This window comes from Citrobacter sp. Cf072 (assembly GCF_030334485.1).
Lineage (GTDB): Bacteria > Pseudomonadota > Gammaproteobacteria > Enterobacterales > Enterobacteriaceae > Citrobacter > Citrobacter freundii.
In genome coordinates this window covers 494,668-511,314 of the sequence record NZ_JAOWDX010000045.1, presented here as the reverse complement: position 1 = coordinate 511,314, position 16,647 = coordinate 494,668, and the positions used below count along the sequence as shown (strand labels likewise).

Genomic DNA, 16,647 nt, shown 5'->3' with positions numbered 1-16,647 from the left:
AAGCCCCAGGAACTGATGGCAAGGATTGGGACTATTCTGCAATTGTGATACATCATGCAGGAAATAGCTACTCCTGTGATACGGATGGAGTAGTTAAAATGCGTCAGGCTGAAGAAACTGACATCAAAAGTTTTAAACATTTAAGTTATCATTATGCCATAGATTGTACAGGTGTAATTTATGAGGCTTTGGATATACGAGAAAAAGGTGCCCATCTAAAGGGGGAAAATACAGGAAAAATTGGCGTGGTTTTTTTATCAGATTTTAGTGTATCTGGTGAAGCATCACAACATGGGCCATCTCGATGGGGATCATTAAGTGAGTTTGCTGGACAGGTTAAGGATGACTGGGATTCATCTGTTGATATACCTACAGATAATCAGAAAAAGACTATTGATGCTTTAGTTAAAATACTAATAAAATCTTTCCCAATCAAACAATTAGGAGGGCACAGGGAGTTTGCTTCTTTAAATGCCTTAGGTCGGGCTTGTCCAGGAACTTATGGTCTTCAGATTGCAGCCAATCTCAGGAAAAAGTACAAGCTAGAGTCCCCTCAAAAACAGTGATTTTAAATGTAAAATCAACATCCTTGAGCAAGGTGCCATAATGCGCATTTTTTCATTTCGTAATTTTATTATTTTACCTGTTTTTTTATATTTTATAATTGGCATAGATAAGCAGCCATACTATGAAGAAGGTGCGTCACCTTGGGTTCCGATATTTTTCATTAAGCACACCATGTCGTTAAAATTAATTTTCGAAATACCTGTATCGCCTGCTGAAATACTAACCAACTCGTCCTTACCGAATGGTAAATATAATGAATTACATAATTACTGCCAGGCAAGATATGGAACCAAATTACCCGAGTGTAGAAAGCAAATAGCAAAAAAGCTTATTGACAATGGATTTTACATACCAAAATAAACAATGCCACATATCATTATATGACGCTCGAAACTCATATAATAAAATATTATATTACACCTAGATGCTTTCTCAATATTGTGAACGCAAACATATAACGTTAGACCTATCTCACCAAGCGTAATTGTTGAAGTCAGTCTGGAGTCGGACAGCGATATGAATATCTGTGCATATACATGTTATATGATGATTTCGAGCACTGTCTGGCTTAAAACTATCCTAATGGAATAAGTTCTTAATATAGCTCATCAATAAAATTATTCCCGACAAAGCCCCCCGTGCTGGCAACATCACCACCACAGGGGGTTGCGATTATTCCTTCACCACAATCAGCGGTTCGATATCGCTCTCTTTTTTAATCACCAGTGATTCATCGCCGCGCAGGCAGGTACCGCCGTAGTTACCGCCTACGGTGAAGGTACAAACCTGAATATATTTACCGGCAATGTTTGGCAGACACCAAAGCTGCTGATAAATGTTCTTCTGCTCGGCAAACTTACCGCTGGTTTTATCCAGTAGCTCTTCCTGATGACTCACCAGATCGATGTTGCTGCCACAACGTCCTGCAATGGGTTTCACCGCATAACCGGTTTGTGCCAGCTCTTCATTAACAGTGAAATCGGTATCAAGCAGATAGCGGTGGTGCGGGAAAAGCTGCCAGAGGATTGGCAATATCGCTTTGTTGCCTGGGATCACCGTCCACAGAGGTTCGAAGACCAGCACTTCCGGGCGCAGCAACACGTCGATTAAACGCACTTCCTGATTCGTATGCCCGGTACGAATTGGTACCGCGGCGTACTCCGTTTCGCTGACCTCTCGCACCTGCTCAATCGCGGTTTCCCACGCCCAGGTTTTCCAGACACAGTTCACCAGGCGGCCGTCACCGTCAATCAGTTGACCGGCATCATCCCAACGTAGCTCATCGAGGCCACGCAGAATTTTGCTGTCAAACCCGGCCTGACGCAGCGCCTGCTGCATAAACTGCGCGTGATAGTTTTCTTCGATATCCTTATCCTGCATGATGTGGACAAACGGACGTGCGCGGCTGTGCTTCCAGGCACCCGCCAGTTCGTTGATCAACCCTTCAGCCGGGTTGTGTCCCTGCCCTGTGTAGCCACGCTCGGCCCATCTTTCGAGAATCAAGCCAGCTTCGGTATGGCACGAGGCGGAATCGGCGTTGTACTCATACACCTTCAGTCCACGTTCATCCATACAGAAATCCATACGACCCGTAATCATATGATGCCGACGACGCTGCCAGGAAAGGCGCAGGCGCGGCCAGAGGATTTTCGGAATATCGAACAGCGCCAGCAAGTTATCGTCTTTCAGCACCTTGTCGGTCGCGTGCAAGTACATCAGGTGCAGCTCGTTAGTGGCTTTGATCAGCTCCTGCTCGGCACTTTCGGTAATGGTGAAGTACTGATGCGGATCCTGATTAATCACATGCCCATTCGCCAGCACGTAGGCTTTTTGCAGCGGATCCTGTTCATCCAGCCATTTACCGTCAAACTGCCCGTTATCTTCCAGTCGCGCGCCGCCAATTTTCAGTGAGTCACTGGCGATCTCCGGCTGCGGCAGGCTGTAACGAGTATCCTCGGTCTGGATCATCCAGCCAAGGATGGTGGTGTCGTCAAAGGTATCCCTCAGGGTGTAGCAACCGTTTTCAACCACCATCTCCAGCTCGCGGGTCCACTGCTGTCCGGGAGGCAGCGGCGTATGGAGCACGTTCTGTTCGGCAATACGGATTTTGTTTTCCAGCAACTGGGTGACGACCGCCACATGGCCGGTATCTTTAAATTCGCCGCCTTTTTGCCAGATAAGCAACGCGCCTGCTACCGGTGCGCGGGGTGAACCATTGGGAAATGCCTGTAACGGCAGGATATTGTCATTCACCACTTCACGTAGGAAGCGTAAGGAGAAGATCTCCCAGGCCATGCCTACATCGGTGAAGACCACGCCATAGTTAAGGAAGAGAAAGCGGCGTGCGAACTCTACGCACTGCCATTTGTGGCCCATGTATTCGTCGTCGATATAGCTGCGAAATGCCGCATCATCGTCGTAGTCCCGTGGGTCGAGGGAGCTGTAATCTGAAGAGTAGATTGCTACGCCACCTGGGGCGTAGCCCAATAATGTCCCGAATGGGGCATCCTGACTGGTCGTTCCTTTGCTCATGCACCTTACCTCAAAACAATACAGCCTGAGCAGGTTGGCGTGAATTTTTCGCTCTGATTGCCTGCTCTGCGACACTAACCGGACAGAGGTCGACATCATCATACACCTCAACGCAGCGACTGGCGCTCAGAGGCGAAAAATTCACAACAGGAACTACACCTGGGTAAGGATTACCGGCACGCTTTTATAGGCCGGAGTCAAACTTTGTGTATCCACCGCCTCCAACGAGAGCAGGACATTCGCTTCAGGCAGATACGCGCCAATTGAGCCCGCCGCCATGTTGTAAATCACCACCGTTAAGCCGTACATGATGCGATCCGCGCAGGGCTGACCGTTGTCGTCCAGCGCCTGAACGTTGACCACATCACCCTGGCTCAGACCGCGGCTCATCGCTTCTTCGACGCTTAAAAACACCACATCCCGACGACCGGTAATGCCACGATAGCGATCGTTCATACCATAAATCGTGGTGTTGTACTGATCGTGGCTGCGTAGCGTCGCCAGTATCAGCGTATCGGCAGGCTGATTTTCCCGCTCTACCGCCCGCTGATGGCTGACGATAAAGTTGGCTTTGCCATTCTCCGTTCGCCATTCACGGCGCGAAGCAGGCGTATCCATACGAAACCCGCCCGGTTCAGCAATACGGGCGTTGTAGTCGTGGAACGCCGGGATCACGGCTTCAATGGCATTACGGATCAGCGCGTAGTCCCCGGTCAACGCTTCCCAGTTTACCGGCGAAAGCGGCAGCGTTGCGCGCGCCATGCCCGCCACAATCGCGGGCTCGGATTTTAGCCAGCGGGAAGCCGGCTTCAGCGCGCCACAGGACGCGTGGACCATCGACATTGAGTCTTCGACGGTCACAGACTGAATGCCCGTAGCTTGCAGATCGCGCTCGGTTCTACCCAACGCGGGGAGCAAATAGTTGTGTTTTGCCAGCAGCAGGTGTGATCTGTTCAGTTTGGTCGCCACATGGACCTGCAGATCCAGCTTTTTCATCGCCGCAAAGGTACGCTGCGGCTGGGGCATCGCTACCGCCAGATTGCCACCCATGCAGATAAGTGCTTTTACGTCTCCGCGCTCAATGGCGCGAATACTCTCCACGCTGGAACGACCATGTTTGCGCGGAACACGGATAGAAAAATACGTCTCAAGGCGTTGCAGGAAATCTTCGGACGCCGCTTCGTTGATCCCCACAGAACGATCGCCCTGCACGTTAGAGTGACCGCGCAACGGGCAGATCCCCGCCCCCGGCTTACCTATATTGCCTTTCAGCAGCAGCAGGTTTACCAGTTGCTGGACGTTCTCAGTGCCGTTTTTATGCTGGGTGATGCCCAGGCCGTAACAAACAATCGTGGCGCGGGATTTACTGTAGCTGTGCGCCAGATCTTCCATCTGACTGCGCGTCAGACCCGAGTCCTGTTCCAGCTCCGCCCAGCTACGCTGGCGTAAGTCATCATACAACGCGGCATATCCAGCGGTATGCTCTTCGATAAACGCATGATCGAGCGTCGGCTGCTGATCCAATAAGATCCGCGCTTCGTCCATTTCGATTAGCGCTTTCATGATGCCTTTGAGCAGCGAAGCGTCACCGCCCATTTTTACCTGGTAGTAGTCGTTGCTCAGCGCCGTCGCCTGACCGGTGAACATCTCTTTCGCGCTTTGCGGGAAGCTAAAGCGCTCAAGCCCCCTTTCGTTCAGCGGATTAATGGAGATAATTTTAGCCCCGCGTTTGGCAACGTCGCGTAAGGTGGTCAGCATGCGCGGATGGTTAGTGCCAGGGTTATGCCCGATACAAATCACCAGATCGCAGTGGTCAAAGTCCTCAAGTTCAACGGTTCCTTTTCCAAGGCCAATGGCCGGCGTTAACCCTGCGCTGGTCGGTCCGTGGCACATGTTTGAGCAATCAGGGAAGTTGCTGCTGCCATATTCGCGGGCAAACAGCTGATACAGGAACGCTGCCTCATTTGACGTTCTGCCGGAGGTGTAAAACTCAACCTGCTGGGCTGAATCATAACTGCGCAGACGCTCGCCGATTTCCTGGAGGGCGATATCCCAATCCACCGCCTGCCATGTGTCTGACGCGGCATCGTATTTCATCGGCTGCGTTAAACGACCGATGTTTTCCAGTTCATAATCGCTGTAATGCCAGAGTGTGGAAACCGGGTGACGGCTGAAAAATTCTGGTGACGCTTTCTTGTTGGTTGTCTCCCAGGAAACCGCCTTAACGCCATTTTCGCACAGCTCCATCGGTGCCCGATGGCCAGGGTCCGGCCATGCACAGCCCGGACAGTCGAACCCTTTCACCTGGTTCATTTTAAACATCGCGATAATATCGCGGGCGACAGCCTTTTGCGAAAACAGCAAAGCAGTGACGGCTTTTACCGCGCCCCACCCACCCGCCGGGCCCTGATAACCGCTTACTCCTGGAACACCCTTTTTCATTATTACTGCTTATTCACCGCCAATTTTTGATGGTGAATACGGTAGCAATTTCCGTGCAACAATGATTTCCTCTTCATGGAGTACGGGCCAGGTACAATGAACGGGTTAGATTTATCTTCCCCTTTCAGCACAAAACGGCATAAAGTCCCAATCTGTTAAATTGAGTTCTACCTGGCTGCTACACTGCATCAAACAACCACTCAGAAGGCAGGTCACTATGTCAGACAATACCTATCAGCCCGCGAAAGTCTGGACGTGGGAAAAATCGAACGGCGGCGCATTCGCCAATATCAACCGCCCTGTTTCCGGCGCTACACACGAGAAAACGCTGCCGGTTGGCAAGCATCCGCTGCAGCTCTATTCGCTGGGTACGCCAAACGGGCAGAAAGTGACGATTATGCTGGAGGAGTTGCTGGCGCAGGGCGTGAAGGGCGCGGAATACGATGCCTGGATTATCCGCATCGGCGATGGAGATCAGTTTTCCAGCGGCTTTGTTGAGGTGAATCCGAACTCGAAGATCCCGGCACTGCGTGACCACTCGCAAAACCCACCGGTTCGCGTATTTGAATCTGGCGCAATCCTACTCTATCTGGCGGAAAAATATGGTTATTTCTTGCCGCAGGATTTGGCAAAACGTACTGAAACGCTAAACTGGTTGTTCTGGTTACAGGGTGCTGCCCCGTTCCTTGGCGGTGGCTTTGGTCACTTCTATAATTATGCGCCGGTTAAAATTGAATACGCGATTAATCGCTTCACCATGGAAGCCAAGCGCTTACTTGACGTGTTGGATAAACAGTTAGCGCAGCATCAGTTTGTCGCCGGAGATGAATACACCATTGCCGATATGGCAGTCTGGCCGTGGTTTGGCAATGTGGTTCTGGGTAACGTGTACGACGCGGCAGAGTTCCTTGATGCAGGAAGCTACAAGCACGTGCAGCGCTGGGCAAAAGAGATTGCGGCGCGTCCGGCGGTTAAGCGTGGTCGTATTGTTAACCGCACCAACGGACCTCTGAACGAGCAGCTTCATGAACGCCATGAAGCCAGCGACTTCGATACCAATACCGAAGATAAGCGCCAGGCTTAAAATGCCTGATGGCGACGCCGGGGCGTCTTATCAGGCCTACAAAGATGTCATGCCGTAGGTCGGATAAGGCGTTTGCGCCGCCATCCGGCACAAAATCACGCGCTGGTGACGTCGTACTCCATACGGCGAAGTGCGTCTAACGTGGCTTTAGCTTCATCTTCATCAATGATGCTCATGGCGAACCCTACGTGCACCAGCACCCACTGCCCGACCAGCTCAGCCGTATCACCTTCACAAATCAGGGCAATATTGACATCACGTTTGATGCCGCACACTTCAACCTGCGCAAGCTGGTGAATATCTTCACCAACGGCCAGAACCTGACCAGGGACTCCAATACACATATCTGACTCCGCCCCATAGCAACCTATGGGTTATTCGACTTCAATACTTTTCACTTTCAGTGAATCGCCCGCATCAACTCGCAGACGATCCCCCTGACAATGTGGACACTGCGCATCATGCTGGGTGATTTCCACAACCTGACTGCAATCCCAGCACCATGCCTGGGCTGGCTTGTAATCAATATGCAGCTCACACCCTTGCGCCAGCGTCCCCTGACAGACGATGTCGAAACTGAAACGCACGGCGCTCTCTTCAACGCAGGAGAGCGCCCCAATTTCCAGCCAAACGCCGGTTACACGTTTGACACCGTGCTGCTCTGCCTGCTGTTGAACAATCTCAACCGCGCTCTGACAAAGGGACAGCTCATGCATTTTCGCAGTTCCGACGACCCAGCAGCAGCGCGCGGCGATTGAGCTGCGGCGCATTTGGATCGCTCACCGGCAGCGATAACAGCATTCGCGCACAATCGTCAGTCAGGCGCACACCTTCTTGCGCAGACATGCTGTGCGAAAGCGGCGACATCAGTGAACAGGAAAGGTATTGTGATACGCCCTCCAGTTCACCAACGGTAAAGGTCATCTCGCCATACGGCAGACGCAGCCCGATTTTTTCGCTGACTTTACGTACCGGCCAGACCTGGTCTGGTCCAGGGAAAATCAGTGCGCTGAGCATCCAGGGTGTGATAACACACCCCGTCCACTGCCCTTCAAACAGCGTAAAATCAGAGACATATACCGGCATATTCGGATGCAAGAAAGAGAGATCGTGCATCGAACGCCGGGCAACCTCTTCAAACGCTGCCTGAATCTGCATCTTCGGGGCCGTCTGAAAACCGACAAACTCCTCAGACATGAGCCGCCTCCCGAGGGATCGCTTCAACACCTGATTCGCGAAGCGCAGCAAGAACCTGCTCAAGTGCAGGTTCAATCATCGCTTCGACCGTTGGCGTTAGCCCGATATGCGGCTCCAGTGATTCCGGAATAATGCCGACTAACGTCAGCTTTTTCGGAAACTCGCCGGTGAAACGCAGAGCCGACAAAACGTCGGCCAGGCCAAGCTGGTGCGGTGAGATTTTGTTGGTAAACAGCGCCGGGATCTCTTCATCCCGCAGGACCATCATCGTTCCTGGCGTGTTTTTCTTCGACACAATGGCGTCAGCAATGATCAGATGATCTCTGTTCGCCATATCGCCGAGAAGCTCCATCCCAGCCGTACCACCGTCCAGAACATCAACAAAGTCTGGCAGGATGTACCGTTGCTCTAATGCCTCAACGATACGTACTCCGATGGCTTCGTCGGTCAGCAAAATATTGCCGACCCCTAAGACTAATATCCGCATTACAGAACCTTAACTGAGACCACTTCGTTCCCGTCAACGTCCACCACATGCACCGCACATGACATACAAGGATCGAAGGAGTGAATGGTACGAACCACTTCCAGCGGTTTGTTTGGATCGGCAATCGGCGTACCTACCAGCGAGCGCTCATACGGTCCCACTTCATCATTAAAGTTACGTGGGCCAGAGTTCCAGGTTGACGGTACAACCGCCTGGTAGTTGCTGATAATGCCATCTTTAATCACCATCCAGTGAGACAGCATACCGCGCGGCGCTTCGAGGAAACCAACACCTTTGAATTCGCCCGTTGCCGGAATATCCGGTTTCACGAAGGTGGTATGGTCGCCTTTACCGATGTTCACGATCAGCGCGTTGTACTGATCCTGCAGAACGTTCTGCAGTTCACAGCAGTGAACGGTACGGCCAATAATACGACCCAGCGTAGAGTGCAGCTGAGACACTTCGATAGTTTTACCGGTCAGCTTGGTGTAAATCGCGATGATTTCATTCAGCTTGGCATGAGTAGACTCGCGTTTGGCCGCCAGTTTACACAGCATGTTGGCCAGCGGACCCACTTCAACCGTTTTACCGTAGAAGGTCGGTGCTTTAACCCAGGAGTACTTGCCGTCATCTGACCAACCGGTGTAATCAGGAACCGTTGTGCCTTCCCACGGAGCCTGCGGCGCTTCGTCTTTGTACCACGCGTGTTTCGCGCTCTCCTGAATCCCTTTGATCAGGTACTCATCGGAGTGAGAGGTGATCGGACGATAGGTCGACAGATCTTCATTAGTAATGTAACCACCCGGGAACAGGAAGCTGCCGTTTTTACCGTCAGTCGGGAATTCCGGCGCGCTCAGGTAGTTAACCGCGCCCTGACCACGTTCCAGCCATTCAGGGTAGAACGCAGCAATGACCGCGGTATCAACCTTGTAAACCTGCTCAACGAAGTCGCTCAGCTTATCAATGAAAGACTTGATGTACATCAGGCGTTCAAGGTTCAGCACACCAAGACCGTCGAGGTTAATCGGGTTAGCAACCCCACCTACCGCCAGGTTCTGGATGTGCGGCGTTTTACCACCCAACAGCGCCACAACGCGGTTGGCATCACGCTGGCATTCCAGCGCCTGCAGATAGTGAGCGACCGCAATCAGGTTCACTTCCGGCGGCAGCTGCATTGCCGGGTGCCCCCAGCAACCGTTAGCAAAAATGCCTAACTGACCGCTGGCAACAAGATCTTTGATCTTGTTCTGAACCTTGGTGAACTCTTCTGCGCTGTTCAGGTGCCAGGAGGACACGCCGTTCAACATGGCAGATGCTTTCGCTGGGTCAGCTTTCAGGGCAGAGGTGATATCCACCCAGTCCAGCGCAGACAGCTGATAGAAGTGAACAATATGGTCATGCGTGGTGTGCGCGGCCAGAATGATGTTACGGATATACTGTGCGTTCACCGGAACATCAATATTCAGCGCACTTTCTGCTGCACGAACGGAAGAGATAGCGTGAGTGGTCGTACAAACGCCACAGATACGCTGCACAATCATCCAGGCATCGCGCGGATCGCGGTTTTTCACGATCTCTTCCATGCCGCGCCACATGGTACCGGAAGCCCATGCTTTAGATACCACGCCATTTTCGATTTCGCAGTCGATGCGTAAATGACCCTCAATACGGGTTACCGGATCAATAGTAATTCTCTGGCTCATGCTTTGCTCGCCTCATGACGATTTTGATCGTTTTGTTTTAAAGGAGGAAGTATCGGCAGTAGACGAATGAGTACGATGTATGCACAAATCTCAATAGCCACAAAACCAATAGAAATCAACAGTTCTTCCCAGGTCGGGAAGTAGTGGTAGCCACCACCAGGATTGAACGCCACCAGCGAATAGGACAGACGCCATGTTGCACAACCCAGCAATGCGCTCAGCGCAGACAGATACAGCATGCGCGAGTCATTACGCAGCTTAGTGACGCGCAGCACCACCAGCGGGAAGACCATCAGCACGACCTCAAGCCAGAACATGGCTGAGTAGAAATCGCCTGCAAACGCATACGACAGCTTGTCGCGATAGATCAGTTCGCCAAAGCGCAGAACCACGAAAATCGCCAGCAGCACGCTGATGGTGTTCGTCAGCTTGATGAACAAACTTTTCTCGTCCGGACCGTTACCTTTCAGACCCGCTTGTACCAGTGAGCCTTCAAAGATGACGATCGAGAAGCCCATAATAAAGGCGGTTAATACCGAGAAAAGCGGCAACATTTCATAAGCTTGCCAAAGCGGATGCACCTTATAACCCGCAGAAATCATCAATGAACCCATTGAAGACTGGTGCATGGTTGGCAGCAGCGCGCCGAGGGCAATAACAAAGAACATCACTTTATTCAAACGCTTGAGAGAAACTTTCCACCCCAGACGTTCAAACAGAGCCGGAGCAAATTCCAGCGCCATGATGCCGATATAGATGGTCATACAGACCGCTGTTTCGAACAGTACCGAATTCACGTTGAAGTGGCCCGGAATGTAGAAATACGGCAGGTTCCAGTAACGACCGACGTCGATGGTGATTGACAGACCACCCAGCGAGTAGCCAAACAGGCTCGCCAACAGCGCCGGACGTACCAGCGGATGGTATTGTCCTCTGTTGAAAACATACACCGCCCACGCCAGCGCCCAACCGCCGCACGCAAAGCCAGTACCAATCAACAGGTCAAACGCGATCCATACACCCCATGGGAAACCGCCGTTCAGATCGGAGACTGAGCCCAGTCCGAAGACCAGACGTTTCACGATCAGGAGCATACACAGGACGATAAGCGGCCCAAAAATAATGACCGGTTTGCTGATTATTTTTCCGCCCAACGGTTTAGGATCATGACTCATGATCGTCTCCTCCATCGTGATGGTCGTTTTTCGTGTTACGACGAACCAGCACGGTTAAGCCCGCCAGCGCAGCCAGGGGTAATATCATGCCCTTGTACAGGGAATGTTGAACATGTTCGGAACGCGCACCAGTTGAAAGATCATCCAGCTTCGGCAGATCCAAATCCTCGTAAGGAACACCCGTCAGCACCATAACCTGCGTACCACCACCTTCTTTCTCACCGTACAGGTGTGGGTAGTACTTCGGTACCGTATGCAGATAGGTATCTCCTGCTTTCACCGTTTGACGCGGATAGTGGTATTCGCTGCCAGGCTTCAGCGCGAGACGTTTTTTCGCCTCAGCCATCAGCTCTTCACGGGTACCAAAAATCACCGCACCGGCTGGGCACACTTCAACACAACCCGGCAAACCGCCTTTGTCCAGACGCTCAACGCCTTTCTGGTTACACAGTTCACATTTGTGAAGCGCACCAAACGGGTTGTTGTAGTCGTACTTAGGCACGTTGTACGGGCAGGCGACCATGCAGTAACGACAGCCCGTGCAGACGTCTTTGTCATAATGGACGATGCCGGTTTTCGGATCTTTCTTCAGCGCGGAGACCGGGCAAACGGAAACGCAGTTCGGATCAACACAGTGCATGCACTGTTTCTTGATGTATGCGTAGCCATTTTCTTCCTGGTCTTTGTTCACGCCTGTTCCGCTACGCCACACCTGGATGATGTTATTGGTATACGGAGACAGTTTGTCGTTGTTCGACCAGGTTTGCTCGCCTTCCGGGTTACGGGCCGGGAAGTTGATATCCTGACACTTGGTGACACAGGCCTGGCAGCCTACGCACAGCGTCGAGTCATAGAGCATCCCAAGAGAACCCGGGATCGGCGGACGGTTTTCTGCAGCCGCATGACTGATGGACGGCGCTGCGCCCAACAGCAATGCCCCGCTGGAGGCTGCTTTAATAAAGTTACGTCTGTTCACGGTTATTCTCCCCGTGAGTCAGCGTTATCTTTCTTTTGCTGACGCCCCAGTTCACGTACCGCCATCACGCTGACGCCGGCAACCAGTCCTACTACGCCACCCAGCAGTCCAATCGCTCCGGCAGATACATTACCGCCTTCTTTCATATTGACGTCAGGCTTCTCGGAACGCGGCGTTTGGTTTTCCACATGAGCAAGCTGGTGAATACCTTTATGGAAGCCGACGCCTTCTTCGTTGCAGCCGTAGCAAGGGTGACCAATAGCCACCGGCCACACGCCGCCAACGTCGCAGAATTGCAGCGTTGAACAGTTGCCGTAAGTTTCTGGCCCTTTACAGCCCAGATGGTAGAGGCACCAACCTTCACGGTGGCCTTCATCGCCAAACTCTTTCGCAAAACGGCCTGCATCGAAGTGCGGGCGACGTTCGCAGTGCTCGTGAATCAAACGGCCATAGGCGAATGTCGGACGGTTTTTGGTATCCAGCTTCGGTGGCTTACCGTAAGTGATGATATGGGCGACCGTTGCGAGGAAGTTATGCGGGTTCGGCGGACAGCCGGGGATGTTGATGATGGTTTTGCCTGGCAGAACTTCTTGCAGGCCGACGGCACCCGTTGGGTTAACGCCAGCGGCAGCAACACCACCCCACGCGGCGCAAGAGCCGATGGCAATGATAGCGGCTGCGCCCTCTGCGGCCCGGCGGATGTGATCCACGATCGGCTCACCGGCAACCATGCAGTAAATACCATTATCTTTCAGTGGGATAGAGCCATCTACTACCAGAACATATTGCCCTTTGTACTTCTCCAGAGCGTTATGTTTGTTCTCTTCAACCTGATGGCCGAAGGCGGCAGAGAGCACCTCATGGTATTCCAGAGAGATTGTCTCCAGAACGAGGTTTTCCACTGTAGGGTGTGTCGCGCGAAGCAGCGATTCAGTACAACCCGTACACTCCTGGGCACCAATCCAGATAACCGGTGGGCGCTGAGGACGAGAAACTGATTCGGCCATTTCTGCGGCGGCTTTGCTACTGAGCCCCATGGTAGCGGCCAGTGCTGCACAAAGCTTCATGAAATCACGGCGATTAATGCCGCTCGAATTGATGAGAGAGTTATCTCCAGTCATTTTATAGTTATTCCGTTGCGAAGACCTGGCTTTTATTTTGCACCATTCGCATGTTGCATATTGCGATCGGCGCGCCATTACCACACTTTTTATATGGTTATGTGCATTATAATACTTCGACGGAGCAACAAAACGAAGGCGTAGGTCAATAGTGTAATTAATTAAAGCAAGATAATACCCCTTTCGGATCAAGCTTCGAGTCGATAGCCAGCCATGAAAAAACGAATTGTTGTACTGGATTGATTCTCTCTAAAGAAATCCATAACCATCTCTTTATCCAGTCCATAGCGACGCGTGAGGATGCCCGCTTCCCACGCGCTAAGCTGTCGATCGCCCGTTTTTTCAAACATGCGATGTGAAAATCCCAACACAAAACCACGCTTATAATCCGCACAAAAATTCGCCACTGAGCGTGCGCTGTCCGCACTTGAGGCGTTTAATCCAGCCATCAGGCCTTTTCCAAAATGGTTGTCCATGCATAACCTCCAATCGCTATATAATAAATTATATAGCGATTTTTTGAGCAAAGACCAGAGGTATCACGAACTTTTTATGCCAGCTTAAAAGGACACCCATTCATCCGTTTTAGCTGCCGCAGACGTTTTGTTGTCTGCTGAAGGGGAAGCAGTATTAGCAGCGGCGTATTGCACATCATTCGCTGAGAGGCGGAACTGTTGCACCGAGCGTTGCAGTTCCTCTGTTTGTCTTTCCAACGCCACGGCAGCGGCGGAGACTTGCTCTACCAATGCAGCGTTCTGTTGCGTTACGCTGTCCATCTGCGTGATCGCCACGCTCACCTGCGAGATGCCCTTATTCTGTTCTTCCGAGGCTGAGGCAATTTGCTTCATGATGACCGTCACTTCGGTGGCACCGCGCAGAATTGCCTCCATGGTTAATCCCGTTTCTTTAACCAGACGAGCCCCCTGGTCGACACGACGCGATGACTCGCCAATTAGCGTCTCAATCTCTTTCGCCGCTCCAGCGCTGCGACTGGCAAGGTTGCGTACTTCACCGGCAACGACGGCAAAACCGCGCCCCTGCTCGCCTGCCCTGGCAGCTTCAACTGCGGCGTTCAGCGCCAGAATATTGGTCTGGAAAGCAATACTATTAATAACTGACGTGATTTCCGCGATCTGTTTAGAGCTGGCGGCAATACCATCCATCGTCTCAACCACTTCTGAAACCAGCGTGCTCCCTTTACCTGCCGTTTCTGTGGCCGTATCGGCAAGCTGGCTGGCTTCACGCGCATTTTCAGCGTTCAGTTTTACCGTTGCGGTCAGTTGCTCCATGCTGGCAGCGGTCTCTTCCAGCGCCGCGGCCTGCTCTTCAGTACGTGAGGAGAGATCGTTATTACCGGTGGAAATTTCCGTCGCCCCTCGCCAGATGTTGTCACTACCTGAACGGATGGTACTGACGGCTTCGCGCAGGCTGTCCTGCATCGCGCACAGTAACGGCACCAGTTGACCCACACAGTTACGACCAAAATCTTCAATGGGATGGCTGAGATCGCCCTGCGCAATCTGCTGGAACTGCTGACGAATACGTCCCAGAGGTTTCACCATCATGGAAACAAGATAGCGGTCGGTAAAGAACAGTAGGGCAATACCGAGGATAACAGCAGTAATAATTAACGTTCGGATGATAGACGTTTTGCCATCGACCATCACGCGGGTGGTATCAAGCCGCTCTCCTGCCGTGGCGTTAAAACGCTCGGCACTGGCGCCAAATTCACGGCTCAACGCTGGCGTAACGGTACTGGCATGTTCCGCAAAGGCCGTGAGCGTGCCCTGCTTTGCCAACTGCATTTGCGGGATCACGCCATTGTCCAGCAGCGCCTGCCACTTGGTCAGCACCGCCGCGGCGACTTCCGGATCCATGGGTCCCGGAGACAATGTTTTCATCTCCTGGAGTTTTTTACTCATATTCTCCAGGGACTGCTGCGCCGGCGCAAAATCAGGCGTTCCGCCGCTCATTTTGACATCCATGGCGCGACTTAACCGCGTCACAAAACGAAAATACTGATCGTTACCCTGGCTGAGAACCGTCATCTGATGGACGAGATGACGGTCAATATCATTGCCTTCAGATATTTTTGATAACGAATGAAGACTGAATAAACCCACGCCCGACCAGAGCAGGCAGAAAAGTCCCAGTATTGCCAACATGACAATACGAATAGTGAAGTTTTTCAGCAAACGCATAATAATTTCCTTGCCGTTGATGAGGAATTCGCCATCAGGCGATACTTATCCTTGTTATCGGCAGGCAGTAGAGAAGATATAATGCGTTCTTTATTTTTTTACTTTCTTAAGTACATCCACTATCTCTCCACCCTATATCAATATGAATGCTAATGAAATTAGGTAGCATTATTATTCAGGTAATTAATTAAAAGCATTAAATAATCTATTGTTTTCTATCGCAAATATTTATCAAACCACGCAAGGGTACGTTCCCAGGCTAATTCAGCGGTAGCTTTATCATAACGAGGGGTAGAATCATTGTGAAAGCCATGATTAACACCGGGGTAGATATATGCTTCATAGACTTTCTTATTCGCCTTTAGCGCCGCTTCATATGCAGGCCATCCCTCATTAATTCGGGTATCTAATTGCGCATAGTGCAGTAATAAAGGCGCGCTTATTTTAGGGACATCTGATGCAGGAACCTGACGCCCATAAAAAGGCACCGCGCAGGCCAGTTCAGGGAAAGCCACAGCTGCGGCATTCGACACACCACCACCATAGCAAAATCCGGTGATACCTACCTTTCCCGTCGTCCCTGAATAATGCTGCATAAATTCAATGGCGGCAAAAAAGTCGTTCATTAACTTTACGGGGTCAACCTGCTGCTGCAATTCCCGACCTTTATCATCATTGCCTGGGTATCCCCCTACCGAACTTAACCCATCAGGCGCGAGTGCCATAAAGCCCGCCTTCGCCACCTGTCGCGCCACATCTTCAATATACGGATTCAGCCCACGATTCTCATGCACTACCACCACCGCCGGAACTTTCCGCGTCACCTTCGTTGGTTTAACCAAATACCCCCGCACATCACCATGTCCTTCAGGCGAGGGATAGGTAATATATTCCGCCAGAATATCGGGATCGGTAAATACTACCTGCGTTGCGAGAGCGTAGTTGGGTTTCAATAAATTGAATAAGGCCAATGCCGTCATGCCACCCACTGCATATTTCGCTGCCATATTGAGAAACTCGCGTTTCGTTATTTTGCCATGAGCGTAATAGTCATAGTAGTCGAGCAGTTCTTGCGGAAAATCTTTGGCAGTCAAACGCGGCATCGTCGCACTCCTGATTGATGTTTTTTTAAGCAAAGCACAGTGACCTGTTTTTGCCCAGT

Annotated in this window: 15 protein-coding genes; 2 read left to right on the top strand and 13 right to left on the bottom strand. The window is 51.6% G+C overall.

The features are described 5' to 3' along the window. The first annotated feature begins 44 nt into the window (after positions 1-44). Positions 45-566: a peptidoglycan recognition protein family protein gene (locus tag OGX66_RS14810; protein WP_270922706.1), complete on the top strand. Its 522-nt coding sequence runs from the start codon at positions 45-47 to the stop codon at positions 564-566. A 673-nt stretch (positions 567-1,239) separates the two neighbouring features. Here OGX66_RS14810 and gss read toward each other — a convergent pair. Further along, a complete protein-coding gene (gss, locus tag OGX66_RS14805) occupies positions 1,240-3,099 on the bottom strand; it encodes a bifunctional glutathionylspermidine amidase/synthase (RefSeq protein WP_003838200.1) in 1,860 nt (619 codons plus the stop codon). Positions 3,100-3,252: 153 nt separating this feature from the next. Beyond that, positions 3,253-5,541, bottom strand: a complete 2,289-nt coding sequence (locus OGX66_RS14800; protein ID WP_088903067.1) for an FdhF/YdeP family oxidoreductase — start codon at positions 5,539-5,541, stop codon at positions 3,253-3,255. A gap of 217 nt (positions 5,542-5,758) precedes the next feature. Between OGX66_RS14800 and yghU the strand changes: the two genes are divergently transcribed. After that, complete coding sequence (gene yghU, locus OGX66_RS14795; protein WP_016150976.1) at positions 5,759-6,625, top strand: glutathione-dependent disulfide-bond oxidoreductase; 867 nt, start codon at positions 5,759-5,761, stop codon at positions 6,623-6,625. 95 nt (positions 6,626-6,720) lie between these two features. Here the strand turns inward: yghU and hybG are convergent, their stop codons facing one another. The 11 genes from hybG to yghX all read right to left on the bottom strand — a co-directional run bounded on the left by hybG (position 6,721) and on the right by yghX (position 16,588). Then, positions 6,721-6,969, bottom strand: coding sequence for a hydrogenase maturation factor HybG (gene hybG, locus OGX66_RS14790; RefSeq protein WP_003024459.1), 249 nt, complete (start codon positions 6,967-6,969; stop codon positions 6,721-6,723). Positions 6,970-6,999: 30 nt separating this feature from the next. Next, positions 7,000-7,341 (bottom strand): hydrogenase maturation nickel metallochaperone HypA, encoded by a 342-nt coding sequence (gene hypA / locus OGX66_RS14785; RefSeq protein WP_003024462.1) that lies wholly within the window; start codon positions 7,339-7,341, stop codon positions 7,000-7,002. Further along, a complete protein-coding gene (hybE, locus tag OGX66_RS14780) occupies positions 7,334-7,822 on the bottom strand; it encodes a hydrogenase-2 assembly chaperone (protein WP_003024465.1) in 489 nt (162 codons plus the stop codon). The genes hypA and hybE overlap by 8 nt, the downstream gene beginning before the upstream one ends. Then, positions 7,815-8,309: a HyaD/HybD family hydrogenase maturation endopeptidase gene (locus tag OGX66_RS14775; RefSeq protein ID WP_003024473.1), complete on the bottom strand. Its 495-nt coding sequence runs from the start codon at positions 8,307-8,309 to the stop codon at positions 7,815-7,817. The genes hybE and OGX66_RS14775 overlap by 8 nt, the downstream gene beginning before the upstream one ends. Then, positions 8,309-10,012, bottom strand: a complete 1,704-nt coding sequence (gene hybC / locus OGX66_RS14770) for a hydrogenase 2 large subunit (RefSeq protein WP_003024476.1) — start codon at positions 10,010-10,012, stop codon at positions 8,309-8,311. Before hybC ends, OGX66_RS14775 begins: the two co-directional genes overlap by 1 nt. Further along, entirely contained in the window at positions 10,009-11,187 is a 1,179-nt protein-coding gene (gene hybB, locus OGX66_RS14765; RefSeq protein WP_003024479.1) for a Ni/Fe-hydrogenase cytochrome b subunit, read from the bottom strand. The genes hybC and hybB overlap by 4 nt, the downstream gene beginning before the upstream one ends. Beyond that, a complete protein-coding gene (hybA, locus tag OGX66_RS14760; RefSeq protein ID WP_003828357.1) occupies positions 11,177-12,163 on the bottom strand; it encodes a hydrogenase 2 operon protein HybA in 987 nt (328 codons plus the stop codon). Before hybA ends, hybB begins: the two co-directional genes overlap by 11 nt. A 2-nt stretch (positions 12,164-12,165) precedes the next feature. Then, positions 12,166-13,284: a hydrogenase 2 small subunit gene (gene hybO / locus OGX66_RS14755; RefSeq protein WP_003024486.1), complete on the bottom strand. Its 1,119-nt coding sequence runs from the start codon at positions 13,282-13,284 to the stop codon at positions 12,166-12,168. 188 nt (positions 13,285-13,472) lie between these two features. After that, positions 13,473-13,760, bottom strand: coding sequence for a DUF2623 family protein (locus OGX66_RS14750; RefSeq protein WP_003838189.1), 288 nt, complete (start codon positions 13,758-13,760; stop codon positions 13,473-13,475). Positions 13,761-13,844: 84 nt separating this feature from the next. After that, entirely contained in the window at positions 13,845-15,485 is a 1,641-nt protein-coding gene (locus OGX66_RS14745; RefSeq protein ID WP_048217165.1) for a methyl-accepting chemotaxis protein, read from the bottom strand. 215 nt (positions 15,486-15,700) lie between these two features. Further along, complete coding sequence (gene yghX, locus OGX66_RS14740; RefSeq protein WP_286511946.1) at positions 15,701-16,588, bottom strand: YghX family hydrolase; 888 nt, start codon at positions 16,586-16,588, stop codon at positions 15,701-15,703. Positions 16,589-16,647 lie beyond the last annotated feature (59 nt).

Excerpts from the sequence above, each read along its gene's own strand:
- OGX66_RS14800 (WP_088903067.1), bottom strand. The coding sequence starts at position 5,541 with ATGAAAAAGGGTGTTCCAGGAGTAAGCGGTTATCAGGGCCCGGCGGGT.
- OGX66_RS14750 (WP_003838189.1), bottom strand. The coding sequence starts at position 13,760 with ATGGACAACCATTTTGGAAAAGGCCTGATGGCTGGATTAAACGCCTCA.
- yghU (WP_016150976.1), top strand. The coding sequence starts at position 5,759 with ATGTCAGACAATACCTATCAGCCCGCGAAAGTCTGGACGTGGGAAAAA.
- hybC (WP_003024476.1), bottom strand. The coding sequence starts at position 10,012 with ATGAGCCAGAGAATTACTATTGATCCGGTAACCCGTATTGAGGGTCAT.
- OGX66_RS14745 (WP_048217165.1), bottom strand. The coding sequence starts at position 15,485 with ATGCGTTTGCTGAAAAACTTCACTATTCGTATTGTCATGTTGGCAATA.
- hybG (WP_003024459.1), bottom strand. The coding sequence starts at position 6,969 with ATGTGTATTGGAGTCCCTGGTCAGGTTCTGGCCGTTGGTGAAGATATT.
- gss (WP_003838200.1), bottom strand. The coding sequence starts at position 3,099 with ATGAGCAAAGGAACGACCAGTCAGGATGCCCCATTCGGGACATTATTG.
- OGX66_RS14775 (WP_003024473.1), bottom strand. The coding sequence starts at position 8,309 with ATGCGGATATTAGTCTTAGGGGTCGGCAATATTTTGCTGACCGACGAA.
- yghX (WP_286511946.1), bottom strand. The coding sequence starts at position 16,588 with ATGCCGCGTTTGACTGCCAAAGATTTTCCGCAAGAACTGCTCGACTAC.
- hybE (WP_003024465.1), bottom strand. The coding sequence starts at position 7,822 with ATGTCTGAGGAGTTTGTCGGTTTTCAGACGGCCCCGAAGATGCAGATT.
- hypA (WP_003024462.1), bottom strand. The coding sequence starts at position 7,341 with ATGCATGAGCTGTCCCTTTGTCAGAGCGCGGTTGAGATTGTTCAACAG.
- hybB (WP_003024479.1), bottom strand. The coding sequence starts at position 11,187 with ATGAGTCATGATCCTAAACCGTTGGGCGGAAAAATAATCAGCAAACCG.
- hybO (WP_003024486.1), bottom strand. The coding sequence starts at position 13,284 with ATGACTGGAGATAACTCTCTCATCAATTCGAGCGGCATTAATCGCCGT.